22 protein-coding genes are annotated in these 26,055 nt (G+C 53.9%); 12 read left to right on the top strand and 10 right to left on the bottom strand.

Translation table 11 applies throughout. The features are described 5' to 3' along the window. Nucleotides 1-337: 337 nt before the first annotated feature. The 6 genes from AC5S26_RS24740 to AC5S26_RS24715 all read right to left on the bottom strand — a co-directional run bounded on the left by AC5S26_RS24740 (nucleotide 338) and on the right by AC5S26_RS24715 (nucleotide 5,728). Nucleotides 338-718, bottom strand: a complete 381-nt coding sequence (locus AC5S26_RS24740) for a hypothetical protein (RefSeq protein WP_494187631.1) — start codon at nucleotides 716-718, stop codon at nucleotides 338-340. Nucleotides 719-735: 17 nt separating this feature from the next. Then, nucleotides 736-1,545, bottom strand: coding sequence for a HEAT repeat domain-containing protein (locus AC5S26_RS24735; RefSeq protein ID WP_494187630.1), 810 nt, complete (start codon nucleotides 1,543-1,545; stop codon nucleotides 736-738). A gap of 30 nt (nucleotides 1,546-1,575) precedes the next feature. Next, a complete protein-coding gene (locus AC5S26_RS24730) occupies nucleotides 1,576-3,213 on the bottom strand; it encodes a 3-coathanger stack domain-containing protein (RefSeq protein ID WP_494187747.1) in 1,638 nt (545 codons plus the stop codon). 28 nt (nucleotides 3,214-3,241) lie between these two features. Beyond that, nucleotides 3,242-4,168, bottom strand: coding sequence for a hypothetical protein (locus tag AC5S26_RS24725; protein WP_494187629.1), 927 nt, complete (start codon nucleotides 4,166-4,168; stop codon nucleotides 3,242-3,244). Between the two features lie 29 nt (nucleotides 4,169-4,197). Then, nucleotides 4,198-5,148, bottom strand: coding sequence for a hypothetical protein (locus tag AC5S26_RS24720; RefSeq protein ID WP_494187628.1), 951 nt, complete (start codon nucleotides 5,146-5,148; stop codon nucleotides 4,198-4,200). Nucleotides 5,149-5,401: 253 nt separating this feature from the next. After that, nucleotides 5,402-5,728 (bottom strand): hypothetical protein, encoded by a 327-nt coding sequence (locus tag AC5S26_RS24715; RefSeq protein ID WP_494187627.1) that lies wholly within the window; start codon nucleotides 5,726-5,728, stop codon nucleotides 5,402-5,404. A gap of 396 nt (nucleotides 5,729-6,124) precedes the next feature. On the opposite strand from AC5S26_RS24715, the gene AC5S26_RS24710 reads away from it, so the two are divergent. The 4 genes from AC5S26_RS24710 to cas7c are packed head-to-tail and all read left to right on the top strand — an operon-like array spanning nucleotide 6,125 to nucleotide 12,120. Further along, nucleotides 6,125-8,638, top strand: a complete 2,514-nt coding sequence (locus tag AC5S26_RS24710; RefSeq protein WP_494187626.1) for a CRISPR-associated endonuclease Cas3'' — start codon at nucleotides 6,125-6,127, stop codon at nucleotides 8,636-8,638. Then, nucleotides 8,631-9,404, top strand: a complete 774-nt coding sequence (cas5c, locus tag AC5S26_RS24705) for a type I-C CRISPR-associated protein Cas5c (protein WP_494187625.1) — start codon at nucleotides 8,631-8,633, stop codon at nucleotides 9,402-9,404. The genes AC5S26_RS24710 and cas5c overlap by 8 nt, the downstream gene beginning before the upstream one ends. Then, the gene (gene cas8c, locus AC5S26_RS24700) at nucleotides 9,401-11,275 is read left to right on the top strand and encodes a type I-C CRISPR-associated protein Cas8c/Csd1 (RefSeq protein WP_494187624.1); all 1,875 of its coding nucleotides are present in this window, start codon (nucleotides 9,401-9,403) and stop codon (nucleotides 11,273-11,275) included. Before cas5c ends, cas8c begins: the two co-directional genes overlap by 4 nt. 2 nt (nucleotides 11,276-11,277) lie before the next feature. Then, complete coding sequence (gene cas7c / locus AC5S26_RS24695; RefSeq protein ID WP_494187623.1) at nucleotides 11,278-12,120, top strand: type I-C CRISPR-associated protein Cas7/Csd2; 843 nt, start codon at nucleotides 11,278-11,280, stop codon at nucleotides 12,118-12,120. 2,321 nt (nucleotides 12,121-14,441) lie between these two features. Here the strand turns inward: cas7c and AC5S26_RS24690 are convergent. After that, nucleotides 14,442-15,509: a tyrosine-type recombinase/integrase gene (locus AC5S26_RS24690; RefSeq protein WP_494187622.1), complete on the bottom strand. Its 1,068-nt coding sequence runs from the start codon at nucleotides 15,507-15,509 to the stop codon at nucleotides 14,442-14,444. Between the two features lie 694 nt (nucleotides 15,510-16,203). Between AC5S26_RS24690 and AC5S26_RS24685 the strand changes: the two genes are divergently transcribed. The 4 genes from AC5S26_RS24685 (at nucleotide 16,204) to AC5S26_RS24670 (ending at nucleotide 22,268) form a co-directional block, all read left to right on the top strand. Next, nucleotides 16,204-17,862, top strand: coding sequence for a carboxylesterase/lipase family protein (locus tag AC5S26_RS24685; RefSeq protein WP_494187621.1), 1,659 nt, complete (start codon nucleotides 16,204-16,206; stop codon nucleotides 17,860-17,862). A gap of 20 nt (nucleotides 17,863-17,882) precedes the next feature. Further along, complete coding sequence (locus AC5S26_RS24680) at nucleotides 17,883-18,965, top strand: alpha/beta hydrolase (protein ID WP_494187620.1); 1,083 nt, start codon at nucleotides 17,883-17,885, stop codon at nucleotides 18,963-18,965. Nucleotides 18,966-19,048: 83 nt separating this feature from the next. Next, complete coding sequence (locus AC5S26_RS24675) at nucleotides 19,049-21,028, top strand: alpha-L-arabinofuranosidase family protein (RefSeq protein WP_494187619.1); 1,980 nt, start codon at nucleotides 19,049-19,051, stop codon at nucleotides 21,026-21,028. A gap of 577 nt (nucleotides 21,029-21,605) precedes the next feature. Further along, on the top strand, nucleotides 21,606-22,268 hold the full coding sequence (locus AC5S26_RS24670) for a tyrosine-type recombinase/integrase (protein ID WP_494187746.1): 663 nt from the start codon (nucleotides 21,606-21,608) through the stop codon (nucleotides 22,266-22,268). A 148-nt stretch (nucleotides 22,269-22,416) separates the two neighbouring features. Here the strand turns inward: AC5S26_RS24670 and AC5S26_RS24665 are convergent, their stop codons facing one another. Further along, nucleotides 22,417-22,581, bottom strand: coding sequence for a type II toxin-antitoxin system RelE/ParE family toxin (locus AC5S26_RS24665; RefSeq protein ID WP_494187618.1), 165 nt, complete (start codon nucleotides 22,579-22,581; stop codon nucleotides 22,417-22,419). After that, nucleotides 22,581-22,868 carry a ribbon-helix-helix domain-containing protein gene (locus AC5S26_RS24660; protein WP_494187617.1) on the bottom strand — a complete coding sequence of 96 codons (288 nt, stop codon included), beginning with the start codon at nucleotides 22,866-22,868 and terminating at the stop codon, nucleotides 22,581-22,583. Before AC5S26_RS24660 ends, AC5S26_RS24665 begins: the two co-directional genes overlap by 1 nt. A gap of 587 nt (nucleotides 22,869-23,455) precedes the next feature. Here AC5S26_RS24660 and AC5S26_RS24655 point away from each other — a divergent pair. The 4 genes from AC5S26_RS24655 (at nucleotide 23,456) to AC5S26_RS24640 (ending at nucleotide 25,763) form a co-directional block, all read left to right on the top strand. Continuing rightward, nucleotides 23,456-23,674, top strand: coding sequence for a restriction endonuclease (locus AC5S26_RS24655; protein ID WP_494187616.1), 219 nt, complete (start codon nucleotides 23,456-23,458; stop codon nucleotides 23,672-23,674). 333 nt (nucleotides 23,675-24,007) lie between these two features. Beyond that, on the top strand, nucleotides 24,008-24,232 hold the full coding sequence (locus AC5S26_RS24650) for a hypothetical protein (RefSeq protein ID WP_494187615.1): 225 nt from the start codon (nucleotides 24,008-24,010) through the stop codon (nucleotides 24,230-24,232). Nucleotides 24,233-24,564: 332 nt separating this feature from the next. After that, the gene (locus tag AC5S26_RS24645; RefSeq protein ID WP_494187614.1) at nucleotides 24,565-24,933 is read left to right on the top strand and encodes a hypothetical protein; all 369 of its coding nucleotides are present in this window, start codon (nucleotides 24,565-24,567) and stop codon (nucleotides 24,931-24,933) included. Nucleotides 24,934-24,962: 29 nt separating this feature from the next. Continuing rightward, nucleotides 24,963-25,763 (top strand): tetratricopeptide repeat protein, encoded by an 801-nt coding sequence (locus AC5S26_RS24640; RefSeq protein ID WP_494187613.1) that lies wholly within the window; start codon nucleotides 24,963-24,965, stop codon nucleotides 25,761-25,763. Nucleotides 25,764-25,782: 19 nt separating this feature from the next. On the opposite strand, the gene AC5S26_RS24635 is transcribed toward AC5S26_RS24640, so the two are convergent. After that, nucleotides 25,783-26,055, bottom strand: a 273-nt coding sequence (locus AC5S26_RS24635) for a hypothetical protein (RefSeq protein ID WP_494187612.1), incomplete at its 5' end; no start/stop codon positions are given.

The following is a 26,055-nucleotide window of genomic DNA, read 5'->3' as shown; positions in this document are numbered from 1 at the left end:
ACTCATCCCAGAACCGCCTTTAGGAGAAGGACAGCGGATTCTGAAACAGCAATCATTTACTCCATGCTACTTGCGCTCATCTTGCGCTTGAAAACTCGTATAGCTGGCATTCTAAAAGAATTTACAACCAGCTATAGTCGCGAGGATCCAGCTTCCGAGCAGAGCTATGGCAAGCAGTAGGCAAGCAGCTGCGGCGAGCGAAACCGGTCGGTGCGGCGGAGCCCGTAAAGCATCGATTAATCATGCGACCCAGAGCGAGAGCAACGATAAGCCCACTGGAGATGCCGAGGACGGTGAGCCAAACGCTTTCACGGATGACCATTGCATAGATCGCGAGTCAAAAATCCCCCAACGAATCTTTGGACTGTTTTCCGTTTTCAAGACGGTAGGTGTATCGAAAGCCACTGAGGGTGTCCCCAATCTGAACGCGCAGATTCGGGTAAATCTCATTGTGCAGGTTAAACCTTCGCTTGGTTTTCGTGCCGTCGGGGTTGGGCCAGAGGATGATCAGGCTGTGCTGGTCCGGAGACAGAAATACCTTTCGATCACCATAGACGGAGGGAACGCTCTCCTCGCTCGACCAGATGGGAATGGGAGGAGCGGAGCAGTTCTGGGCAAAAGGGGTTGCCGGGACGGCAAGCAGCATAGCGATCACGCACACAAAATCCACTTGTTGAGCAAGGGCGATCTCCAGCGCATTCGCTATCTCTGGCCGCACGCTTACGAGAATTGAGGCTATGGCTCTAGAGCCTGAGCTGCCCGTTTACGAACATCCTGCGGCTCCCTCGAATCTGACGATATCCGGATCAACTGCGAAGTAAATAGGGATCTCCTATCCCTATCAAGCCTAGATACGGCATCGACAGCCGAAGCACGAAGATATGGATCTTCCTTGTTGAGGTTAGCGGAGATGAAATCCATCGCTTCTGGAAGGCGGCTCTTGCTCAGGCCCAATTGACGTATCGTATTGTTTGTAAGGCTGGGGTCAGCGCGATTAGATACCACGGTCAGAATTTTGTGTAGGGTGGAAACGTCCGTAGGTGCTGCTGCTATTAAGCTCGCGGCAATGGTCGCGGTTTCTTGAGCGGAATTGCTTTTGTTCTCCAACTCGGACTTGAGGCTCAAAACAGCTTTGGCGGGAAGTTCCGGCTTCATGCTGCCCATCAGGTACAGGATAGTGCGCCGGGGGGCCGGATCGCTCTCATTTAATAGTTTGCGGAGGTCATCAATATAGGGCCCTAATAGTTTAGCGCTATCAGGTCGCATCACGGTGCTGATAAGAAAAGCATACCCATATTCGCGCTTTTCGATGTCAGTTGATTGAACACACTGCAGAGCCAACGGGATTATTTTTCGTGCCTCGTCCTCCGGTAAAGCACCCACCGTGATTTCATTAACTTTGCCGAAGAGCTCGTCACCTTTGGGAAGTCCTTCGCCCGACGGTTGCACAAGTACATTGTTATATAGTTCGCGAATCGGACTTTGCTGAGCCCAAAAAGGTACAACGGATAATATAATCCAGCTGACGATAACTATCGCTTTCATGCGATCCATCCTTCTCAAAACTGTTCGGATCTACTGCTTTGGCACTGTGATAGGATCTGTCGTTTTCTTAGTATTTGTCTTATGGGTTGGATCTAATAAGCAGAGTGTCATATATGCCAGGTTGCTATGTGCGGGCTGATCATCGAGAAGGGTCACACCATTTACTTTTACCGTATGTGCTGGGTAACATGTGTGGGTTATGGACACTTGAGCCGTTGGATTATTTGCATCTGTAGCATTCAAAGTGATGGTTGCAATCCAATCGACGCTACCAATTTTTGGTTCGAGAGGGTCTGAAGCCGAACCACTCAAAGTTACTACGGCTTGATTGCTGCTGGGGAAGGTAACGCCATGAGTTTGCATAGCGCTCAAGTCTGCCTTGCCCTTCTCGTTCCACAAAATACAATCATCTGGCGTATTATCTTCGTCAGCACCTATGTAAGGTCCATTGTATATATCGGAGGTCGCTGGAGTAGATGATAGATTTTGATCGTGCCCGTTTGCGGGGGAACCAACGCTATAGTTTCTCGAAGCTCCGGTTTCTGGAGCGAAATTATTAGAGAATTGTTTAGCTGGGACGACAAAAATTGATTGCGTAGTTCGGAAAGTACCCCGATACGCGTCGCCTTTATAAATTAGAGGATAGTCAACAGGATAACCCAAAAGCAGCTTTCTACATGGCGATGGACCAACTATGTGGTCGTTAGGTATATAGGAAGCGTACGACACATTAAATCTTGGGCTATAAGTCGTCCATGCGGATGTGCCACTGGTTGCCTCCGGATGCACAGCATTGCTGGTTGCCCCCGATTGTCCCGATGCAATAGAGATGGAAGTATTGCTGGTGACCGCTGATCGTGCCGTTGGATTCACGATTCTGCGAATAGTGGCGCGAGTCGGAGTTTGATTGGCCCGAAGTCCTGTACCACCTCCGCCATCTGAAATCGTGTATGCACCAGCGCCGCTGCCGCATGCCAGACCGGATAACGTGACGGTTTCAGTCTCCGAGGGATATAACGGAAGACCGCAACTGTCAATCGAAGGAACTGGATTTACCGCCGAAAGCGAGAAGGAGGTCCCATTGGAAACTCCGGAAGCGGAATAGCTGATGGTCCCGCAATAAGTCAAACCATATCCGAAGTCGCGATAGTCATCGTAGGAAAGAGTTCCAGTAATGGAATTACCGCTTTGGTTTAGATCCCATCCGATGGAATTGCCTACATTATCGGAATCTATCCACTGCCCTGAGATGTTGTCGCAGGTAGGAGCATGAGTCGGCGCCGTGTATGAAAATGGAATACTGGGAGGTCCATCACCTTCGGTGGGTGGCCACGGGGTTACGTTCGGGTCGATGACTGCAAAGAGGGTAGAAGGCGCACTGCCGGCTACCGCATGAAACCCAGGTTCAAGGCGGATGTAGCTGCCTGCCCTGAGAGTGACGCTTGCTGAGTCTTGCACCACAAAACTGGAGCTGTTTGTAATGGAATTTGACGCTTGAAATAGAAGAGTACCGGAGTCTAGCGTTTCAGAGGGCAGGTCTAAATCGGCGGGTAGCTGTCCAAAGCAGTAAGGGCGGAAGCCGGCGAAGACAAGAAGCAATAGGACAGGTCTTGCCCTTCTAAGCCACGCGAGTGAAGACGAAAAGACATTTTCGGCGACGGCAATCATTTCCACGATTCCTCTCAGATCTGGCGACCTAGCGTCCTTCGAGTTGCGCCACTCTTTTAGAGAGCGTCTTGTTTTTCTCATCGAGTTGAATCATCTGCAACGTCAACTCTTCAATCTTTGCCAAGAGCTTGGTCTGCATGTCAGCCAAGCCTATGCCCTTGTCCCTGACTTCAGTCTCCGATGGAATATCGGGCAGACGGTGATTCGCTTTGATAAACGTCGCGACTTCGGCCAATGGCCTAACCCGATAACCCGGCTGAAACACGTAATCAGCCCATCCGGTGTTCACGAGAACTTCTTTAGCTTGAATCGTGCCGTTGACGGATAACGGATATTGCGGAGTCGTCGTGCCGATGCCGACGTTGCCGATTGTATCGATCACAACACGGTTCAATTCTGACCCCGCAGTTCCATAGCCAAAATACAATTTTGAATCTGTCCCTTGTGCAACAGCCCATGGGTTCGATGAGCCACTATATTGAAGGCGCAAACCGGCGGAATAGGTTCCATTGCCCCACAGATGGAGCAACGCTGTCGGTGCGACCGTACCAATACCAACGTTGCCAAGACCATTGACAGTCAGTGCATTTGGGGAAACATTGGCTCCATTTGGTGCCCAAATCCCCAGAGCCAGATAATCATTTGTGTTACTCGTACTGCCAAGATGAGTAAACTGGTAAGCGTAAGCATTCGAACTAAAGATGGCTCCTGTGTTTGCCTCGCGATTGAAACCAAGTGCGCCAAAAATGACCGCCCCGTCTCCAGGCTCTATGCTTATTCCGGTACCGTTTCTGACGATATCTAATTCGCTGTTAGGAGCCGTCGTGCCGATCCCTACATTGCCAGTAGCAGGGAACGTGTTCTGGGCCACTGCCAGATTCGAAATAAGAAGCGGGAAAACTCCTAAGATGGCTATGCTGAAAAATGCTTGTCTACTTGATCGACCCACGTTCACTGCCCTTTCTAAACCGCCGGCTCATACACCTAGCGTTCTTCGAGTTGCGCCACTCTTTTCGTCAGCTTCCTGTTTTTGTCGTCGAGCTTCCTATTTTTCTCATCGAGTTGAATCATCTGCAACGTCAACTCTTCAATCTTTGCCAAGAGCTTGGTCTGCATGTCAGCCAAGCCTATGCCCTTGTCCCTGACTTCAGTCTCCGATGGAATATCGGGCAGACGGTGATTCGCTTTGATAAACGTCGCGACTTCGGCCAATGGCCTAACCCGATAACCCGGCTGAAACACGTAATCAGCCCATCCGGTGTTCACGAGAACTTCTTTAGCTTGAATCGTGCCGTTGACGGATAACGGATATTGCGGTGTCGTCGTGCCGATGCCGACATTGCCGATCTCCGTGATAGCCATAACAGTCCTATCGGTGGCGTTTGCTGGACGCGTCAAAAACTGGATGAGGGGGGCAGCAGGACTTCTGGCGTCAATGCGAATCGCTGCCCCGGGATAAGAAGCATCCATAGTGCTCTCACGGAAATTCATATCAAAATTGAGCAGCGGTGTTACCCCACCTAGTTCCGTTGTTATGCCCATTGGAATACTGGCGCCGCCTATTCCCAAAATACCGCCCGGCGATGTCGTCCCGATCCCGAGATTACCGCTCCCACTCAGAAACATCAGTGTCGTCTTCGCGCCACTATCGCCATTCATGAACGCGAATCCGCCCCCGCCTCCGCCCTTACTGTTGATGAAATCCGTTTCTCCGGTTCCACCGGTCAAGGCATTCCAGTCAAGATAGGTGCCTTGCGGTCCCGTTGAAGGAATAGCATTGCCAGACACATGCAAGTATCCGCTAACATCTAGCGGCACAGCCGGGTTCGTAGTCCCTATCCCTACATTGCCGCTCAATGGGAACGTATTCGTTTGCGCTGCACCATTTGTAACAATGAGCCCCATGAGGATCCATAGGCGGATTCGATAGACCATTTGTGCTCCTGACATTCGTTCCTTTGTAATGAATTGGTCTCTGGTTGTACGCGATCAAGACTATTGATGGCAGCACTCATATTCACCGTGAACAGACATGACCATGCGCTGTCTTAGCGCATATCATTCCATGCGATACCAAAAGGTTCGGATACTTCGGCAAGAGAATAGGTATGGAGTTAGTCCGCGAAACCCCGCTGACTCCAAGGCAACTGTAGAATGAGAACATTGATTCAAGGGAACAGCAGGAAGATTATGAGATAGGGCGGTCGAGATCGATTGGACGAAAGTTGTAGACCCATGGATTCGTTCCCTCCTGGAAGTACTGGTAATGCCACGAACCATCAGCCTGAAGGAATGGTTCAGCGTCGGCATAGGGTCCTTCCATCATTTGCCGAACACTTAAGGTGTACTTCCAGTCCGCAGGCTTATGAATTCCTTTGGGCCGATTGACGAGATAAGTGCCATCCGCCAAACGCGCTGGCCAACCAACCTCCTGCCCTCGATGTTCAATGAACCAAGTCAGAGCCGTTCTATGGGAGCCGGCCAAGGAGTGCATAACGTCGGTCAATCGTTGCATGGCTGAATGGTAGCTCATAAATACGATGAACTATCGCTCGTTTCCCGCTTACCAAAATTGGTGCTTGATCTCTTCCAATGCTGAAAAGTCCAGGAAAACGTCAAATCGTGAGCCAACGTTCCAGTATTCACCGCCGTCCACATCTCGGTCCTATAGCCGTCGCTAGCGACAAAGTTTGGTAGCGGGCCGCACAGGAATTGCCTGCATATCACCGCCGGGCTGTCTTGTGCTCGAAAGCTCGTATAGCTGGCATTCTATTAAATTTATCTTCAGGCTTTCCCTGACGTTCCCATCAACATCCATCAACACCACGAGGTCCGGGGGAGCGCTGTCAGCTATGCCGACAATTTTGTCCCTCGTGTAGTCTGGCGTGGCCTGAGGTTTGGAGATTTCATTGTGCCCGACGCATCAACTCGGCCGTATTTCAACGAAGGATCTTCCGGAGCTAGTCAACAAAAAAACGAGAGACTGTTCCTTGCCCACTTGGGACGGGATGGCAAGAACCAACTGCTGACGGATCATCTCCTCCAGGTCTCCAAGCTGAGTGCGCAACTGGGCGCAAAGATTGCGATGAGACAGGCAGGAGAGCTGATTGGTCTGCTGCACGACGTCGGTAAGTACTCTCAGGCGTTCCAGCAGTATCTGCGCGAGGCCTCTGACATCGCAGGCATGGAAATGGAACAGAATGAGGTTGTGAAAGGTCGTGTCGATCACTCAACGGCCGGTGCCCAGTGGATATGGAAGCACCTTTCCCCAGCCGCCACCCGACCGGTGAGGCAAGCCGGGGAACTACTCGCTGTATGCATCGCTTCGCATCACTCCGGGCTGATCGACTGCGTGAAACCAGATGGTATCGACGATCTGACAAGAAGGATGAAGAAGGCCGACGCCGACACGCACATGAAGGAAGCCATCGGCAAAATGGATCCGGGAATCCAGAAGCAGGCCGACGAGTTGCTCGCTCACCCGGCACTTTCCCAAGAGGTGGATGCGGCCTTTGAAAGTATTCGTTCGGCCGACCCTGACAAAATCATCCAGCCGTTCAAAATCGGTCTGCTAGTGCGAATGCTTTTTAGTTGTCTCATTGACGCCGACCGCACCGATACTGCTGATTTCGAGAAGCCTTCGAGTGCACGCCTTCGCCAACACGGTGAGTATGTGCCCTGGGCGACATTGGTTGGTCGTCTAGAGCAGCACCTGATCGGCTTTTCGTCGAACAGTCATGTCAATGCCTTGCGGCAGCAGATATCCGGCCACTGCCGTGAAGCGTCTGGGCGGCCTAAGGGCATATATACCTTGACTGTGCCCACCGGTGGCGGCAAGACACTCGCTAGTCTTCGGTTCGCGCTTCACCACGCAAAGCTGTGGGCGATGGATCGGGTCATCTATGTCAGCCCTTACATCTCTATTGTCGATCAAAATGCCAAGATCGTGTGCGACGTACTGGAGGTGGAAGGATGCCAGTTTGCATCTGTTGTGTTGGAACATCACTCGAACTTAACGCCGGACAAAGAGAGTTGGCGCGGCGGCGTGTTGGCAGAAAACTGGGACGCTCCGATCGTCTTCACTACGGCGGTGCAGGTCCTGGAGGCACTCTTTGGTGGAGGTACGCGGTCGGTGCGCAGAATGCACGCACTCGCCAACGCCATTATCATCTTTGACGAAGTTCAGACCCTGCCGGTGCGGACGATTCACCTCTTCAATAACGCAGTCAACTTTCTGGTCGAACAGTGCGGTGCGAGCGTTGTGCTTTGCACCGCTACGCAGCCGCTATTACATGAAGTAGACAAAGCAAAGGGCGCAATGCGTCTGTCAGCCGATTCCGAACTGATGCCCGATGCACCTCAGCTTTTCCGCGACCTCAAGCGGCACGAAACGCTAGACCAGACTCGCAAGCCGGGCGGCTGGCAGCCCTTGGAGGTCGCCAACCTCGCGGTCGAAGAGACCCTCCGACATGGAAGCTGTCTTGTGGTTGTGAATACCAAGCGCGATGCTCTCGCCATCTACACGGATTGCAAAGCACGGCTCCAATTGCATGGTTTTGACGATGGGTCTCTCGTCTACTTAAGTACTCACATGTGTCCGGCCCATCGGCTACAGGCGTTAGGAGCAATGAAGAAGGCTCTCTCAGAAAACCGGCAAGTGCTTTGCGTGAGTACACAGTTGATCGAAGCCGGGGTCGATATCGACTTCGCGACAGTCGTTCGCGATCTTGCAGGCCTGGACTCGATAGCTCAAGCAGCGGGACGCTGCAATCGCAACGGGAACCGTAGCTCGGGGTTGGTGTATATCGTAAAACTGGCGGCTCCTCTGCCAAAGGTCCTCGAAGAGATCAGGTCTGCCCAAAGCAATGCTTCCCGGGTACTGAATGATTGGAAGGATGCAAAGGACAGTATCCCCTTCGAGCTATCCGACCCAGAGCAGATGAATACCTTCTTTACTTATCACTTTTTTGCCCGCAGCAAACTTATGGCCTACCCTGTGAACATCGAACGAGACGATACCCTACTGAGCATGCTGGGAAGGAACAGTCTGGCCACAGCGGATACATGGCCACCAAGCGAGCGCGAGGGCGGAATGATGCAGTCCTTCCTGAGTGCAGCCCGCGAGTTCCAGGCCATTGAGATGATTAGCCAGGGCGTTGTTGTCCCATTTGGGACCAGTGGGAAAGAAATCATCGCCGCTCTATGTTCCGAACAGGATCTTCTGTCACAATTTCGTCTATTGAGACAAGCGCAACAGTACACGGTTAATCTGTTTCCGCATGAGCTTTTGAGCCTGGACCGGCAGGGTGTAATCCCAGAAGCTCAACCAGAGACCGGTGTGCGATGTCTCCGCGAAGGCTTCTACTCGAATGAGTTCGGTTTAGACCTCGACGGCACTGTAAGAATGGAGAGCATCATTGCATAGCACACCAAAGAATACGATCGAGTTCCGCGTCTGGGGACGGTATGCGATGTTTACTGACCCGCTGACTCGTGTGGGCGGAGAGAAGTGTTCCTACCATCTGCCGACCTATGAAGCACTGAAGGGGATTGTCAAGAGCATCTACTGGAAGCCAACGATTATCTGGACGATCGATCAGGTGCGTGTGATGAAACGCATTCGTACTCAAACCAAAGGCATGAAGCCGATGGATTATGTAAGTGGTGGGAACACGCTTGCGATCTACACCTACCTGACTGGCGACCCGGACGTGACCACGCAGCAGCCCGGAGTTGAGTATCAGGTAAGAGCGCACTTTGAGTGGAACAAACACCGCCCTGAACTCGCAAAAGACCGCAACGATGGCAAACACTTTGAGATTGCCAAACGTAGCCTCGAACGCGGCGGCAGGCAGGACATCTTTCTCGGGACCCGCGACTGCCAGGGTTACGTAGAACCTTGTGTCTTCGGGTCGGGAGACGGGGCCTATGACAGTTCAGGAGAGGTGCAGTACGGCCTCATGTTCCACAGCTTCGACTACCCGGATGAGACGGGCGAGAACAAGCTGGCAAGCAACTTCTGGGATCCAAAACTAGTCGATGGAGTAATCGACTTCCATCGCCCCGATGCTCGGCGGCTGAAAAAGGAGATTCGCGCTATGACGCCGAAGCACTTCGGCGCGGGAGAGAATCTCCAATATGTCGAGACCGAGGCGCAGGAGTACGCCACAAACATTGGTGGTATCGCGTGAGCTGGATACAAAAGCTCTACGAAACCTACGACCGTTGCACAGGACTGGAACAGTTCGCCAGTGCGCCTCTGATGCCTGTCAGTCATACCGAACAACAAACGCATCTGGAGATAACACTCAACGGTGAGGGGAAATTCCGTCGCGCCAGTGTAGTTGTCAAGGAGACGATCTTCATCCCGGCAACCGAGTCTTCGGCTGGCCGGACCTCCGGTCCGATCGCTCATCCGCTGGTCGATAAACTGCAATACGTCGCGGCCGACTACAAGGCCTTCGGCGGCGCTAAAGACTCGCAACACGCTCTCTACCTCAAAGAGTTGCGTGCATGGGCAGAGCAGGAAGCGAACCCAAAAGTAGTGGCTGTCTTGCGCTATGTCGAAAGCGGCACCGTCATAAGGGATCTTGTGAGGGAAGGTTTATTGCCCTGCGACGGTGCTGGCAAGTTGATGGAAGTATGGCCCATAGAGAATGGTACGCCTCCGATCTTGTTCAAGATTCTCACAGCTAAGGAAGGCAAACGCGATGCTGGTGATGCCTTTGTGCGCTGGCGGGTAGAGATGCCCGGCGATCCCAACTCGAACCTGTGGCAGGATCAAGAGGTTCAGAGGTCGTGGGCGCGTTATGTAGACAAAGGACCGAGCGCGAAGGCGCTGTGTATGGCGACTGGGGAGATAGTTACTTCCGCAGCCAGCCATCCCAAGCGATTGCGGCATGGAGCGGATGGGGCAAAGCTCATTTCGTCGAACGACTCAACTGGGTACACCTTTCGTGGTCGGTTCGAACTGCCAGAACAGGTGTACAGCTTAGGCAGCATAACATCCCAGAAGGCTCACAACGCGCTGCGCTGGCTTATCGCCCGACAGGGATACAAACAGGGCGATCAGGCCATCGTTGCATGGGCTGTAAAAGGACAGCCCGTGCCGCCAATCATTGCCGGTTCGAACGACCTTTTTGACATCGATGATCCGGAACCTTACCAGGGCGACGCGGGACAGCTATTTGCCCGGAAGCTGAATAAGCGCATCGCGGGTTACGCCGCTCAATTTACGGATCGCGACGACATCGTCGTGATGGGACTTGACTCCGCTACTCCCGGACGTATGGCAATCACCTACTATCGGGAGCTAAGCGGCTCGGAGTTCCTGGCACGCATTCATGACTGGCATGAGAACGCCGCGTGGTCCCAAAATATGGGCAAGGAACGCCGCTTCATTGGTGCGCCCGCCCCACGCGACATTGCCGAAGCCGCCTATGGCCGACGTGCGGATGAAAAGCTTCGGAAGTCCACTGTGGAACGGCTGCTGCCGTCGATCATCGACGGACAGCCGATTCCACGCGACATGGTTCGGGCCTGTGCACAACGCGCGTTCAATCGCGTGGGCCAGGAGCATTGGGAATGGGAGCGAACGCTGGGCATCGCCTGTGCATTGATTCGTGGGAGCAGAAGAAAGGAGCACTATTCGATGTCACTTGAAGAAACTCGCACCACGCGGGACTACCTGTTCGGTCGTCTGCTCGCCGTGGCCGAGAGGATTGAGAGTTATTCGCTCTACTTGCAGAAGGAATCCCGCGAAACAACTGCCGAGCGGCTGATGCAGCGCTTCGCAGATCATCCGGCGACTACGTGGCGCACCATCGAACTTGCGCTGCGCCCGTACATGGCGCGTCTCCAGAGCAGTCGCGGTGGAACCTTGCACAATTGGAGAAAGCTGCTCGACGACATTTCCATTAAATTCCAAGGTGACGACTTCATCCGTCCCGGTAGACTGGACGCCGAGTTCCTTCTTGGCTACCACTGCCAGCGTGCCGCTCTGCAACCAGAGAAAACCCCGACTACTCCACCTGTCGACACCCCTACCACGTCAGGAGAATGAAAGTGAACGCACTGCAGCACAAGATCGACTTTGCCGTTATCATCCGAGTCAGCCACGCAAACCCGAACGGCGATCCATTGAACGGCAATCGCCCGCGCACGGATTACAACGGCTATGGCGAGATCACCGATGTCTGCTTAAAGCGCAAAATGCGCGACCGCCTGCTGGACGCAGGTGAATCCGTGTTTGTGCAGTCCGACGACCGCAAGAACGACGATGCAGTGAGTCTCCGCGACCGCGCCGAAAAAAAGCTTGGCAAAAGATTCGGATCCTCCGAAACGGCAAAACTGGCCAACGAAACGTGGTTTGATGTGCGGGCATTCGGTCAACTCTTCGCACTACCAAAAAAGTCGAAGGCAAAAGGTTCCGATGAAGATGGTGATACGGGCGTCTCGATCCCAATTCGGGGTCCCGTCACGGTTCAATCCGCATTCAGTCTGCAACCCGTCGATGTAACTAGCACGCAGATTACAAAGAGCGTCTCGGGCGATGGCGACGGCACCAAGCGCGGCTCAGACACCATGGGCATGAAGCATCGCGTAGATGAGGCGATTTACGTCTTCTACGGCAGCATGAATCCACAACTCGCCGCACGCACCGGTTTCAGCGAGGCGGACTCACAGGTCATGAAGGGTGTCCTGCCAAAGCTCTTCGAGAACGACGCCTCGTCGGCTCGGCCCGAAGGCAGCATGGAGGTGCTCAAGGTGCTCTGGTGGAAACACAATTCCAAGGCCGGACAACTTTCGTCGGCCAAAGTGCACCGCTCGCTGCATGTGGCGAACGATGGCACCTACACGCTCGACGCGCTCGACGGCCTTACGCCTGAGGAGATCGACGGATTCTAACCGAGGTGCGACCGCGTGGTCGCCCCCCGAGAATTACCTGCCCATCAGGGGCTTCAGCATAGCCTACTATCCGGAAGGAGCTTTGATCGTCTAACTGAATGTAAAAGCGCGGATCTCAAGCGCACACGCAGGTATCGGAAGATTCGCTTAGCTCTAAATACCGCGTTCTGCCTGTATCTTCGAAGAAAAGTCGCGATAGCAAGAAATGCCACCTTCGGCGCTATGGTTAACGGTACGCAAAAGTGGCATGATAACTCTAGCAGTCTGTGCGATTTAGCAGGGCTGCCGTCGCCTCCCACATGGGGGCGTGGATTGAAACATCCCTGTCCCCCGATACGCTCTTGCTGCGCTTTGTCGCCTCCCACATGGGGGCGTGGATTGAAACTCCTGAATCACCATGATCGCCCCCACAAGTAAGCGTCACCCCCCACATAGGGGCGTGGATTGAAATCGCTTTATGCGCCCTGCTCTCCGCTGCTGCATAGTGTCGCCCTCCATGGGGGCGTGGATTGAAACGCCGCTTCCTGCTCACCTTTGGTTGCCATCTAGCCTTCTCCTCGTTTCGTCGCCCCCCTACATGGGGGGCGTGGATTGAAACACCGTTCCTGACGCGACGATCTTCACCGTTGGAAGTCGCCCCCACATGGGGGCGTGGATTGAAACCTGATCTACGTCAGCTCTGCTTTGGGGATTCTTAGTCGCCCCCCATGGGGGCGTGGATTGAAACCAGAACATTACAGGTGATGCCTTTTCACCTTTGCGAGTCGCCCCCCACACGGGGGGCGTGGATTGAAACATCTCCGAATGCTGCACTCATGCTGCCTCTCTTGTGTCGCCCCCAACATGGGGGCGTGGATTGAAACGGCGCGAACGGGTGGCTGGGTAAGACGCAGGAAAAGTCGCCCCCAACGGGGGCGTGGATTGAAACAATCACTGGCTGAGATTCTTTAGCCGCGTTCCATGTCGCCCCCCACGCGGGGGCGTGGATTGAAACCTATAGAAGCCGTTGAAGTGATCGTACGCCGTCGTCGCCCCCCCACCATGGGGGCGTGGATTGAAACGGCAGATAGCGGCTGTGTAGCCAAAGTGAGTCTCCGTCGCCCCCCACACGGGGAGCGTGGATTGAAACAACCTGAACCACTTTAAGCAAAACGCTTCTTCGTCGCTTCCCACACGGGAAGCGTGGATTGAAACGGCAAGTCCTGACCTGCATTAAAAACTGGAACTGGCCAAATATCTGCCATTGACTGAAAGCGTCGACCAAGAGTTGGAGTGCGCAAGGATTGGGTCTGGAAGCGCGAGACCGCGAATCGCAGTGGATTATGGTTTCTCGTTTCAGTGACTTCTTATCAAATTTCGTCGCGGCGCAGTCAAGGGCATCCTTCAGAGGACGGATCAGAACAGATATTGAAAGTATGTTCCCTTATCTGTGCGACATCTGCGTTTTAGACTGCCATCCGCCGTTGGACCGCTCGAGAACTGGAATGAGAGGTGGCGTGCGTAATTCAATCTCCGTGACGCGCGCCAACTTGCGCCTGATTTGATAGGAGGCCAAATTTAAGCTATGAAGTTTCGGAACCCATCATTGCTGCCGAAATAGGCGGCAGAAAACCCGCTGACGATAATGCGCCTTTCGAGTTTAGTGCCCCTGAGGCACCCTAATAGTCTTGCGCCTGATTCTGGCCCTTGTATTTTTTTGCTTTTCAAAGAGACATTTTCGCGTTGCTACCTTACCGCAAGGGGAGCAAGACAATAACTAGGGAGACTTAGCCTCCGATGGTCCGACCGCGCGGAGGATATCTACGCAGGTTTCTGAAAGCATTCAATCAGCAATGAGCGGTGACCTCGGGGCTCAGCGACTGGCACAGACCGAAGAGACACTAAACTTGCGCCTTTAATTTTTTTAAAGCTTTTCTATTTTTCAGAGAGCGGGGGCGTTTGCGGTCGATACGATTGAGGGGGGGTGGGGGCGGACAAATAAACTGACCTGTCTATGAGCTAGCTCCAAACAGGCAATCCAGAATCAATATGTTTCGGACAGAGCATTCCGTAGGAGGTTATGTATCTCGTGCCTGAAGCGTGGTGTGAAGGCCTCGATGGTTTTGACACCGGGGAAAATACCGGGGACCCTGAAAAGCAAATGGGAGAAATTGGCGGTAAACCAATTCTCCCAAAAACTACCAGAATCCCATGATCTAATGGCGCCTAGGCATACGAGGGTAATAGGGAGTAATGGCTCGCTCGCAACTGTTAACCGAAGGGTTGTAGGTTCGAGTCCTACCTCAGGAGCCATATCAATCACATACAGCAAACTCCTTTCTCTATTTCGCCGAACTTCGCCGAATTCTCAAGTTCCGCCCTGCTACACCCATGCTTTCCACCGGTGCCGTCCAGCCCTCGAGCACTGCAGCAGTGCGTGAGTTCACAGCTTGCAGAACACTCTGTTCAATCGTTTGGACATACACGTCGCCGGTTGTCGTGATGCTGGCATGCCGCAGTATGGTCTGAGTGTCTTTCAACGTTCCATGTTTCTGCATATCCGTACCCAACGTCCTTCGCATCACCTGAAAGGTGACGAGGTGGTCGGGGATTCCCAACTTACGGGCGATCGGACGCACGTTCCATGTCAGGAAGTTCTTTCCCCAGCGGGGTACGGCCTGCCCTTTCCGTTTTCCACGTCCGAACGTGGGGAACATCAGGGCATCAGGGGAGGAGTCAGCGCAAAGCCGTCGCCAGTTCTCGATGACCGGACGAACCAACTCCGGTATCGGGATGGGCGCTTTACTCTGCTTTGTTTTGAATCTGCCTACGTAGAGCGTGCCTTCGTAGGCGGTAGCATGTGGCGTCAGCGATTCGCCATTCCATGATTTCCATTGCATTCCCATCACTTCGCTGGCGCGCGGCCCGCAGAATATACCGACGCAAAGCAGGCAGAGATCATGCACATCATTGATCGCTCCAAGCAGCGAGAGAATCTGCTCTCTCGTCATGACTGGCCTCTCAACCGACTTGGTCTGTGGTTTAGTCACGTCTTCTCCGGGATCTTCGCTAAGGTATTTCTGTTTCTTGGCAAGACGAGTGATTGCGCGGATGTTAGTGAAGCAATGACTAACCACGGCCTCTGAATAGTCCTTCGCTGCCAATTGGTTTAGCCAAATCTGGATCCCGAAGGTGTCCAGCTTTCGAAGGGGCAGGTCTCCAAAATGCGAGATGAGGTAGTGTCCAAGCTCATATGTGTTCGACTTCTTGTAAGCAGAACTCCATGCACCTTCTCGCATCGGGATGTATCGCTGATTTACAAACCAGCGAAAAGTCACTGAGTCGTCGGGCGGAAGCGTAGGCACCCTGCCAGGTCCCCCGCTCTCCTTGATGATCATTTCTTGCAACATCTGCTGGGCCTTCCATTTGGGTGTATGGCCTTTGGGCAGATCGAAACGTTGCGGTGACTACGAACCTCCTTTCCGTCCTGATTCTTTTGGTACACCATGTACTTGCCGTACCACATCTTCACCTTCTGCCCCGAAAGGTAGACGGTGCCCTTCTGATACTTCATTGCCATGCTTGTTCTCCGTTCTAACTCTGTTCCTGGTCGTGGAGAATTTCTTTTGATACCCCTATCGAGGTGGATACGAGGACGGGTCTGTAGAACGACCCGCCATGAAGGCCCTTAAATCGCCCCATCTGTAACGTACGAGCGGATCCAGTTTAATTCCATGCAAGATCACCATCATCGGTAGGGTTCACCCTGGCCGTGGGACACTTTGAACCGCAAGGGCTTCAGCTACGAGAAGCGGTTGAAGGACGGCAAACGGACCTGGGGATGTCACGGTTCGATTCGACCGCCGCTTCCTATGGTTCCAGCCTCGTGATGATTGTGAGCCGTGCGAATCCCCAAGTGATGCTGCTCAGTGGTGATATGGCATTTATTTTTGCCCTCGAAGAAACTGCCAGTTTTAGGTTAGTATGTTGCTGCCTGACATGAGCCCCTTAAGCGTCTGTTTGTTCATTTCAAGCTCATCTCTGTCGCATATGCTTCCCAATTCGGAGTTAATGATGAACAAACACATAAGAGACAGTACTCACTTGACCCGACGCCAGGCCCTACTTCTGTCCGTTTCAGCAGGTGCAGGAGCGACGCTGAGTAGCCCACTACTCGCTCTCGACAGCACCAAAACGGCTGCGCATCAGGAGGCGGGGAATTGCAGCACTCCACAGAGCGCAGTTGCGAAGACTCAGTACGGTAAAGCGCGGGGTTATGTTAGTGGAGGGGTATACACCTTCAAAGGTGTCCCCTATGGTCAGGACACATCAGGAGAAAATCGCTGGCTACCGGCGAAGCCACCAACTAGCTGGAAGGACGAGTATCCGGCACTGGTCTATGGAGCGAACTGCCCGCAGACGCTGCACAATTACAAATCGATCGAGATGTCGTTTCTCTACGATTGGGATGACGGCTACATGAGCGAAGACATGCTCAAGCTGAATATCTGGACGCCCGGTCTTACCGGGAATCGTCCCGTAATGGTGTACTTCCACGGCGGCGGATTTAGCTTCGGTTCCGCGTACGAACTGCCCTCGCATGAGGGCGCTCAGATGGCCCGCAATCATGACGTCGTACAGGTGTCTGTGAACCACAGACTCAATATCCTGGGTTTTTTCGATCTTTCCGAGATTGGAGGTTCGTCTTACGAAGATTCGGTGAACGTCGGTATGACGGACCTTGTAGCGTCGCTCCGCTGGATCCGCGAGAACATTGCCAACTTCGGCGGCGATCCCGACAAGGTCATGATCTATGGCCAGTCTGGCGGCGGATCCAAGGTTACCTGCCTTATGGGCATGCCTTCGGCCGCGGGGCTCATCCATCGGGCTGGAGTGCAGTCGGGCGGAGGGGGAAATATCCCAAGCGCGGAGCAGTCGAAGGAACTGGCGCGTCAGGTGATGAAAGAACTAGGGCTCGCGCAGAACGATATCGAATCATTGAAGAAGATGGAGTGGTCGCGACTCTTCGCCGCGGGCAATGCTGCTATTGCCAAGATCAATCCCGCGACAATAGGTCTTGTTGGGCCGGGCTCAATTCCGCCTACGGTCCCAAGGGTCGGTTGGTCGCCGACGGTGGATGGTCGCTCCGTAACGGTTCGATCTTTTTACGACACGGCTCCTGAAGTCTCGAAGAATGTCCCAATGCTTATCGGGTCAGTGAGTGAAGAAGGCATGCAGTACAAGTTGAATCCCACAGAAGTAGAGTGGCAAGAGACGCTGACCAAAGCTTATAGCAAAGATAAGGCCGTTGCTCTCATTGCAGCGATGAAGAAGGCCCATCCTGAAAAGAGTATTCGGACCTTGTCGTATGGCGTTCAGGGGTTGAATGCACGCAACAATGTGCAACGTATGGTGAGGCTGAAGCACGGGCAGGGAGGTGCACCCGTCTATCAATACTGGTTTACTTGGCAGTCGCCTATGCTCGGCGGCGAATGTGGCGCATGGCATACAGCTGAACTGGCATTCTGCTTCGACAATACGAAACGATGTGAGCAGGGCACTGGGAATACAACAGAGGCTCAGGCACTTGCGAAGAAGATGAGCACGGCGTGGGCCAATTTTGCCCACAGCGGAGATCCGAGCCAACCTGAACTTGCATGGACACCAAGTGATGCATCGAGATGCCAGACGATGGTCTTCGACAAGACGTGCCACATGGTGGACGATCCTGACGGAAGCGTCCGCAAGATATTGCTGAGCTAACGAACCTAACTGGAGAACCGATGCGGAAAGAAAGATTCGCGCTGCAATCACTGATGCAACTCGGGCTTCTATTCGCCACAGGCATGCAGGCTCAGGTTCAAACTCTGGTACCGGCTGTCGTGCCTGGAGCAAAGCCAGCGAAGGTGGAGCAGATCACCGTCCACGGCGCCTCGCTCGAAGGAAACCTGGAAGGCGACGCTGTCGATCGACCGGTGATTGTTTACCTGCCTCCAAGCTATGCGACTGACAAGAAGCGCCGCTACCCCGTGGTGTATGCCTTGCACGGTTACTCCATCGGAGCCGAGCAGTGGAGCAAGGAGATTCACGTACCGCAGACCATCGAAGGGGCATTTGCCCAGGGTGCGCAGGAAATGATTGTCGTTCTGCCAGACTCAAAGACTGTTCACAACGGCTCTATGTACTCCAGTTCGATTACGACTGGCGATTTCGAACAGTTCATCGCGAAAGATGTAGTCGCCTACGTCGATGCACACTACAGAACAATGCCGAATCGTGCGAGCCGTGGACTTGTCGGACATTCCATGGGCGGCTACGGTGCAACTCGTATTGGCATGAAGCACGCCAATGTCTTTGGCAGCCTCTACATCATGAGTCCGTGTTGCCTGTCGGCACGCAAGATCGGCCCTGCGGCGTCCGAGCTCGAAAAAGCAGTACAGAGCATGAAGACACCGTCGGATTCTGCATCGCTTCCATTTGGCACAAGAGCGCAGCTGGCATCGGCGGCGGCGTGGTCCCCCGATCCGAAGAATCCACCTCTCTATCTTGATCTTCCTGTCAAAAATGGTGAGCTGGAGCCAGACATTCTTGCGAAGTGGGCCGCGAACGCTCCCCTGGCCTTTGGCGATCAATACATCGGCAATCTACGTCGATATAAGGGCATCTCAATGGACGTTGGCGACAAGGATGGTCTCAAGGTTGATGCCATGAAGCTTCACGAAATATTCGATCTATATGGTTTGCAAAACAGCTTCGAGATCTACCAGGGAACCCATACAAGTGCCGTTGCTGATCGCTTCCAGAATCACGTGATGCCATTTTTTAGCAAGAACCTCTGCTTTAAGGCGACTTGCAGTGACCATTGATGTGACGCCGTTCGACGGCTTCGACGAAGACTTCTTATCGTCAGCCAAAGCCATTAGATAATTCGGATGGGAGCCTATCGCACATGAACCGACGAAGTTTCCTCGTGAGTTCGTTAGCAGCTACCGCTGTTGGCCCGCTGTCCTCCATGTCGAGCCCATTGCTTTCGAGCGCTGACCCGGCCACAGGCGAGGCCAGGGTTGCAGTCCTGCTCGTCGATACGGACAGGGTGACGATTCCCATCGATGAGCGAATCTACGGGCAGTTTCTCGAACACATCAACCACTCAGTGGAGGATGGGCTCTTCGCCGAACAGATTCGCGGTGCGGGTTTCGAGGGTGAAGACTTCAAGACATACTGGCAGATGTTCTCGGACCGCGGCCGTGTTGAGGTTGCAGACCTCGATTTCCAGAACGGCAGGAAGAGCGTGCGCCTACATGTTGATGGCGGTTACGCTGGCGTTCGGCAAGGGCGTCTCTTTCTCGATACGGGGACCAAGTATGACGGCTCTCTCTGGATCAAACGCGAAAAGGGATCTCCTCAGCTGACGCTTCGGGTTGCAAGTTCCAAAGGCTTACCAATCGCATCAATACCCCTAGCATTTGCTGGGTCGGATTGGCAGGAGATTCCCTATTCCTTCACTAGCTCGGTGCGAGATGCCCAGGCCTCGATCGACATTAGCGCGACGGGCCACGGCACGCTGTTGCTGGATTTCATCTCAATGATGCGCGCCGATGTCCGTCGTGACGGCATGTTGCGCCCCGACCTGCTGAAGGCTCTCCAGGATCTCCGTCCATCCTTCATCCGTTGGCCTGGTGGCTCCTTTGCTTCGACATACAAGTGGAAAGAAGGTATCGGCCGATACGCCTCGCGCGGATACCATCCCAATATTTACTGGGGCGGTTATTCGGATTATTTTGGGTTCGGGACAGAAGAGTTCCTTGGCCTTTGCCGGAAGCTCAACGCCGAGCCGCTGATCACACTCGCTTGCCCGGGTACGGAGCCTAAGCAGGTCCAGTACGCCATCGATTGGGTCCATTACCTCAATGATCCACCGACGACCGAATGGGGACGGCTGCGAGCGTCCAACGGTCATCCCGATCCATACGGTGTGAAATTCTTCCAGATCGACAACGAGCCCATGAATAACGGCTTCACGCCAGAGCGGTATGCGGAAATCGTTAACGTCTATGGCAGTCGGCTGCGTGCAATTGCTCCCAAGGCTCGAATCGTGGCGTGTGGACAGAAGCGGTCCAATGATATGGATTGGAGCGAAAAGGTGATCGATCTTGCCGGAGACAACTTCGACGTCATAGGCTGTCACAACTACGAGTACGAACCAGAGAACTTTGAGACTGGTCTGAGACGAATCCGCGACTACCTTACGAAGCTGCGGGACTACGTTCGCGCTTCGAAGCGCCCGAACATTGAAATCGGCGTCCTCGAATGGAGCCTCCAGCATACATACGATTGGCGGGCTGGACTGCATGCGGCCGGCAGCCTGATGCTCTATGAGCAACTCAGCCCCGGCCTCACAATGACGTGCCCCGCGCTGCTCATGCGGAACACGACCGACGATCCCAAGTGGACCTCCTCCATCTATCACGATCACGTCTCATGGTTTCCAGGGGGAAGCTATGTTGTAGAGAAGCTCTTACGCGAGCACTACGCCGAGCGATATCTTGCATCTGCAACCGGGGCTTTCCACGACGTCCCAGATCGCAAGATACTGTTCGACAAGATATCGACGATGATCCCGTCGGAGTGGCTGGGTGGTTCCGTCGAAGCTGTGGCTACGGCGAGCGCCGATGGCCGTCGTATCGTGATCAAAGCGGTCAACTATCGAGCAGAACGGTCCACACTACTCGTGCGACTCCAAGGCACATCCGTACCTGATAAGGCCGTCGCGAAGTTGCACACCGTTGCAGCAGATCTGAAGGATTCCGCCTCAACCGAGCATCCGAATGCGATCGCGCCGGTGAGCCGGCCAATGAATTATGCAAAGGATTTCTCCGTAGATCTTGAGCCCTACGCGGTAGCGGTGGTAGAGATTCGCGCGGAATGACGTTCGAAATATCAACCCCTTCGTCGTCTTTCTCTGTTCGTACAAAGCTTGGGGCAGTCTAGGAAATGCGTGGGCAAGCTCAAGTCGTTTCCTCGTGCGATATTACGCCGCTGTAGCGCGTTTCAGGCTGACGAAGGGGATAGCGTCTATGCGCCTGAACACGCTAAAGGGTGAGGAATCGACTTAACTCGGTCATTCAGTCGGTTTACCCGTCTTAGTAGATGTTGCGCGTTATCTTCGACTAACTCATTTAGAATGAATATTTATCCCGCGACAATGTCAATTGTCAGGGATAATATCGTTTCATGACCAACGAGCTCATTTTGGCCGCTTCAGCACCCGAAAGCAGAGAAGGGGAGCCTCTCGCCATGACTCCGGCCCAGACTTTGCTCCGAAAGATGGTCCTCGACTCGGTCTCCTCCCCTCATAGCCGACGCAACTGCGCCAAGACTTTGGATGACCTCTTCCGATTCTGTGCCAGCCGACCTCTCTCCTGGGAGCTGCTCATGGAGTGGCGAACGACGCTCGAATCTTTGTCTCCCTCTACTGTTAATGTCGGCTCTCGGCCGTGCGGAAGATGGTCGGCGAAGCTCGCCGGGCCGGGATGATCGGCCAGGAGGAGGCGGCAAGCCTTACCGACATCCCCAACATCCGCCAGAGGGGAACTCGCCTTGGAAACTGGCTGACCCGCGAGCAGGCCAAGGACCTCCTGACCGTTCCTGACCGTTCGACCCTAAAAGGGAAGCGAGATTACGTCATTCTGGCTCTTTTGGTCGGCTGCGCCCTCCGGCGGAACGAACTGGCCGAGCTCGATGTCGAGACCATTCAGCAAAGAGAAGGCCGGTGGGTCTTGGCGGACCTCGAGGGCAAAGGCCGGCGGATCCGGACGGTGGCTATCCCGATCTGGGTCAAGAAGGGAATCGATCTCTGGATGACCGCGGCTGACATTAACGATGGCCGCCTGCTCCGTTCAGTCTCCAAGAGCGGCAAGGTCAATCGCGACACTTTGAGCGACTGGGCGGTCTGGTCAATAGTTGAACGCTCATCGAAGCAAATCGGGATCGAACATCTCGGCGCCCACGACCTTCGGCGAACCTGCGCCAAGCTGTGCCGGAAGAACAGAGGGGATCTCGAACAGATCAAATTCCTTCTGGGGCATTCTTCGATCCAGACTACGGAACGATCTCTGGGATCAGATCAGGAGATCGCAGTGGCGGTGAATGATAATTTGGGACTGTGAGAGTTGCGCTGACGCGATACTCCTATTTACTGAAAAAGCGTAGGAAGATCACGTCCTCCGAAGATCACTCGCTCTATCCTGACCACCTCACCGACGATATGGAACAAGATCACGTAACGACCGACGACGGCCAGGCGTGCGTCTTCACCTATCTCTGGCCGAAGTTGATAGAGCAAAGGATCCTGGCGACAAGACGGAGTTCCTCACGGATCTCACGAATGAAACTGACGGCGCGCATCGGATTATCCTGCGCAATATAGTCGGCAATGGCCTCGAGATCGCTCTCGATGAAACTTGAAAGCTCAACGCGCATTATCTGACCGCATTCGCTCCGTCTACCATTGCCTGGTATTTTTGCTCGAGCCGATCAAGAACATCTTCAACAGGAACACCCGGCTTTCTGTTCTCGATTGCCTGCTGCCACACCTGGCGCAGCTCCTCGACTCCCTGTTGCCGCAAGTTTCTTTTTTGCGTCCAGTCCCTGAGAGCGTCCCGCACGACTTCGCTGCTCGACGCATATTCTCCGGTGTCGACAGCCTGACGCAGTACGGCCACCATCTCCGGAGGAAGGGCGATGCTAATCTTCTCGACGGATGCCATAAAGATGGATCTCCCTTGGTAGGAATTATTCCTACCATTTTAGCGTAATCCAAAGGGGACACTTCAAGAAACGGAATGCCACGTGTGCTAGGGCGAGGTTAGCTCAATAAGCTGTAGCTTGGATCGCAATTTGGCGTAAATGTTTGAGCGATATTGGGGCTTATCGGTACCAAGCGGCACCTAGAAAGCTGGAGTTTCCATCGCGTCTTCCGATTTGGTAGAGACCAATTCCCGGTAACCGGGTCATTCGTTAAGAGAACCTGCGCCCGAGCCTCTTGGCGGTGAAAGTTCAGCCCGCAGCGGTGAAACGCTGCTTATGCCATTTATCTTATCGCTCAAAGATTTACGCCAGATAATTCTCAAAACAACGGCCACTCCTCAATCCAGACCACCGAACGCTATCTGGGGTCGGAGCAAGACATCGAGATCGCGGTGAACGATAGCCTGGGGCTCTAGGATTCGCTAAGATATAGAATGTAAAAGCCCCCCAAAATGCGGCTGCCCTCCATCTACCAACAAGCCGACACCCTCGTTGGAGAAGATGAGCCGAGCAATTCGACCCCTCAATCGATCACAACACCGACGAGTTGCCGTTCTCTTCTTTGGGAGGGCGGCGGTTCGAGATTCTTGCCTACCTGCTAGAGCTCGACGGAGCGGACGAAGTCTATACGGTCACACTCGTCCAGGCGTCGGGGGATAAAGGCCGCGACCTGCTCGTGCACAAAGACGGCTTGTTGATCCGTGTCATTCAATGCAAGAACCTGTTGAAGAAGGTTGGGAGGCCAGACTTTTTCAGGAACTTGTAAAGCTGGTGCTCTTCGATGAGATTGAGGCTTTTCTTCTGAAGACTTCAATTACCTATGAGCTTTGGGCACCGCGGGGCTTCACGGAAAAGGCGGACACGCTGATCGCGGAGTGGCCCAATAAGATCGACGCCGGCGAGGTCTTGAGCGCCTTTCAGAAAGTGACCTCCACCTATAAGACACTCGAGCATTTCCGTTGGGATTCGATCGGACCGAAGCTGGTTGAGAGGCTCACAACCCAGTTCGGTTTGAAACGTCAGGACGGGATTACGCTTAGCCAGCGGGTTCGGGGGGAATACCTCTGTTTACCAGCGCTTCTTTCAAGCTATTGTCGTCATGCCGCAAGCGGATATCGACCTTTATCTAGACAAGAAATTGGTTCCGAGGCTGGTCCAGGTTGTCCGGATGGCAGCTCAGGAGGACAAGATCGACTCCGGCAGCGTCATCGACGCGGAGATTGACGAGGCAGCTGGCTACATCAACAGTAATCGCTTCCAAGCGGCAGAATCCCTTCTGAAACGACTTCAAGAGCGGCACGGTGCTGAGTTCAATCATCGGTAGCAATACCGGGTGAAAGCAAACTTGGGAGCGGCCATCTTCAAGTTGGGTCGAGGGGATGAGGCTGCTAACTTCTTTCTCGAAGCTGGTACTCTTGAGCCGGATGATGAACGTGCGAGCACAAAACGAAGTTTTCGCACATTTCCTGCTGGGTGAAGACAAGAAGGCGTTCGATTTGGCCGCCGAACGGCGTGTGAGATTCCCCGACTCCGGCCGTTTGCTATCGATCTGGATCACTACGGCACCGGCTGACGTGCCCATCGAAGAAATAGAACTTGCGGTTCACGAACGTCTTCGAAGTGATCCCGAGGTGAACGCTGCTCTGTGCCAAGCTGTTGAATGCTGGACGGCTCGAAGCGGCGCGGCTCTGTGCTCTACAAGCGCAAGAGAGCGGAACAGACTGGCCACAGGGCTACGTTCTCGGAGCTCACTGCGGAATCGGTTTCACTCTTCAACCTCCTGCTCTTCAGCACGCCAGTACGCTGAAGCGCTCGCAGGTAATAGACGAAGGCATCATTGCGGCTACCAAGGCTCGTGCGCTTGCTGAAGCACAATCTGACCTTCACGTTCAGGCTCAAGCCCTCGCCGCGCGATGCGAGCTCTACCTTTTTGCTGGTGACAATAAAGCCGCTGGCGCCGACGCGAAGCAGGCGTACCGGTTAAACCCGAAAGATGTGAGTAATCTGCTAGTGCTCGCTCAATAGAAAACAAGATAGAGGTCGACATTACCAGTTTGGAGCAGGCGCTCGATATTCAAGATCGGGCTGATGTTTGTATGATGTTGAGTCGCGCTCTGAGAGTGCGTGGCGGCGCGGGCGACAGCGAGAGCTCTGTTGAGCTGCTCGAAAAGCAAGTCCTCTCATCTCTGCCGGAGATGATGCGTCCGCCCATCGTAATTAGCGTGGTCCAAGTGCTCGCGAGCGATGGTGCATGGGGCCGCGCTTCCACTTATTTGCAGGCGTCCAGGGAAGACCTCGATGTAGTCACTTGGCAAGCATTGAGTGCATATGTCTTGAGAGGTGACGGACATTCGCATGATGCAGAAGGTAGGGTCAGTGAGGCACTTGCCAACTTGGCACCAGGGACTCACCTCAGCACACGCGAATTCCTGGCGCGAGTATTGATGAACATGGGCCGGCTAAACGAGGCGCTGCCTCTTTTCGAAGACCTCTTTTCATATGAAACGCCGGTTTTCGACCCCATGCAGTTGATCGAATGTGCAGGACGCTTGAATCGCGATCAGATAGTTCTAGACACCTTTGATGAGCTGCATCGCCGCACCGCTGTGGATTGGCCGCTCCTCGAGATCGAGGTTCATTACTTGCAGAAGTATCACACTGCCAAGGCGCTCGATCGTCTCACCGCCTTCCTTGAAAAGCACCCCGGGCACAAGTTGTCCCGTCTAGCCCGCTCGGCCATAGCCTGGCAGATGGGCCGAATGGATTTGGTCGCTAGCCGCTTGCAAGACCTCGCCGAGGCGACTACCTGTAAAGGAGCTTGCATTCCTCGATTTGTTTTGTTTCGCGCTCTCTAAGATGCTCTGAACTCGCACATCAACGACATACTAAAAATAGATTTGGTTGCTTTTCCTCGGCAAGTTTAACTCTCGATTCAAGGGTCGCCTTCAAGAACTGTCTCATCCAGGCGAACGAAGATTTTCTCGCGGCAGTGAGAAACAACGGAACCTCTTGCTGAGTCGCCGCTTCGGCATTCGCCGCCTGCATCTTCGTGATGACGAAATCTCCAACTGCGTCTGGTTCATCCAGTGAGAGAACCTCACCGACCGCAGGGCCGCCGGGATCATGGATCGAATACGTGACACCATT

The sequence above is a fragment of the Edaphobacter sp. FHG110511_03 genome, assembly GCF_059115365.1.
The sequence above is the reverse complement of the archived record's forward strand: the minus strand, read 5'-3'. Positions and strand labels throughout refer to the sequence as shown.

Excerpts from the sequence above, each read along its gene's own strand:
- AC5S26_RS24690 (WP_494187622.1), bottom strand. The coding sequence starts at position 15,509 with ATGTTGCAAGAAATGATCATCAAGGAGAGCGGGGGACCTGGCAGGGTG.
- AC5S26_RS24675 (WP_494187619.1), top strand. The coding sequence starts at position 19,049 with ATGAACCGACGAAGTTTCCTCGTGAGTTCGTTAGCAGCTACCGCTGTT.
- AC5S26_RS24660 (WP_494187617.1), bottom strand. The coding sequence starts at position 22,868 with ATGGCATCCGTCGAGAAGATTAGCATCGCCCTTCCTCCGGAGATGGTG.
- AC5S26_RS24730 (WP_494187747.1), bottom strand. The coding sequence starts at position 3,213 with ATGATTGCCGTCGCCGAAAATGTCTTTTCGTCTTCACTCGCGTGGCTT.
- AC5S26_RS24665 (WP_494187618.1), bottom strand. The coding sequence starts at position 22,581 with ATGCGCGTTGAGCTTTCAAGTTTCATCGAGAGCGATCTCGAGGCCATT.
- AC5S26_RS24670 (WP_494187746.1), top strand. The coding sequence starts at position 21,606 with ATGGTCGGCGAAGCTCGCCGGGCCGGGATGATCGGCCAGGAGGAGGCG.
- AC5S26_RS24650 (WP_494187615.1), top strand. The coding sequence starts at position 24,008 with ATGCCGCAAGCGGATATCGACCTTTATCTAGACAAGAAATTGGTTCCG.
- AC5S26_RS24680 (WP_494187620.1), top strand. The coding sequence starts at position 17,883 with ATGCGGAAAGAAAGATTCGCGCTGCAATCACTGATGCAACTCGGGCTT.
- AC5S26_RS24720 (WP_494187628.1), bottom strand. The coding sequence starts at position 5,148 with ATGGTCTATCGAATCCGCCTATGGATCCTCATGGGGCTCATTGTTACA.
- AC5S26_RS24735 (WP_494187630.1), bottom strand. The coding sequence starts at position 1,545 with ATGAAAGCGATAGTTATCGTCAGCTGGATTATATTATCCGTTGTACCT.
- AC5S26_RS24715 (WP_494187627.1), bottom strand. The coding sequence starts at position 5,728 with ATGCAACGATTGACCGACGTTATGCACTCCTTGGCCGGCTCCCATAGA.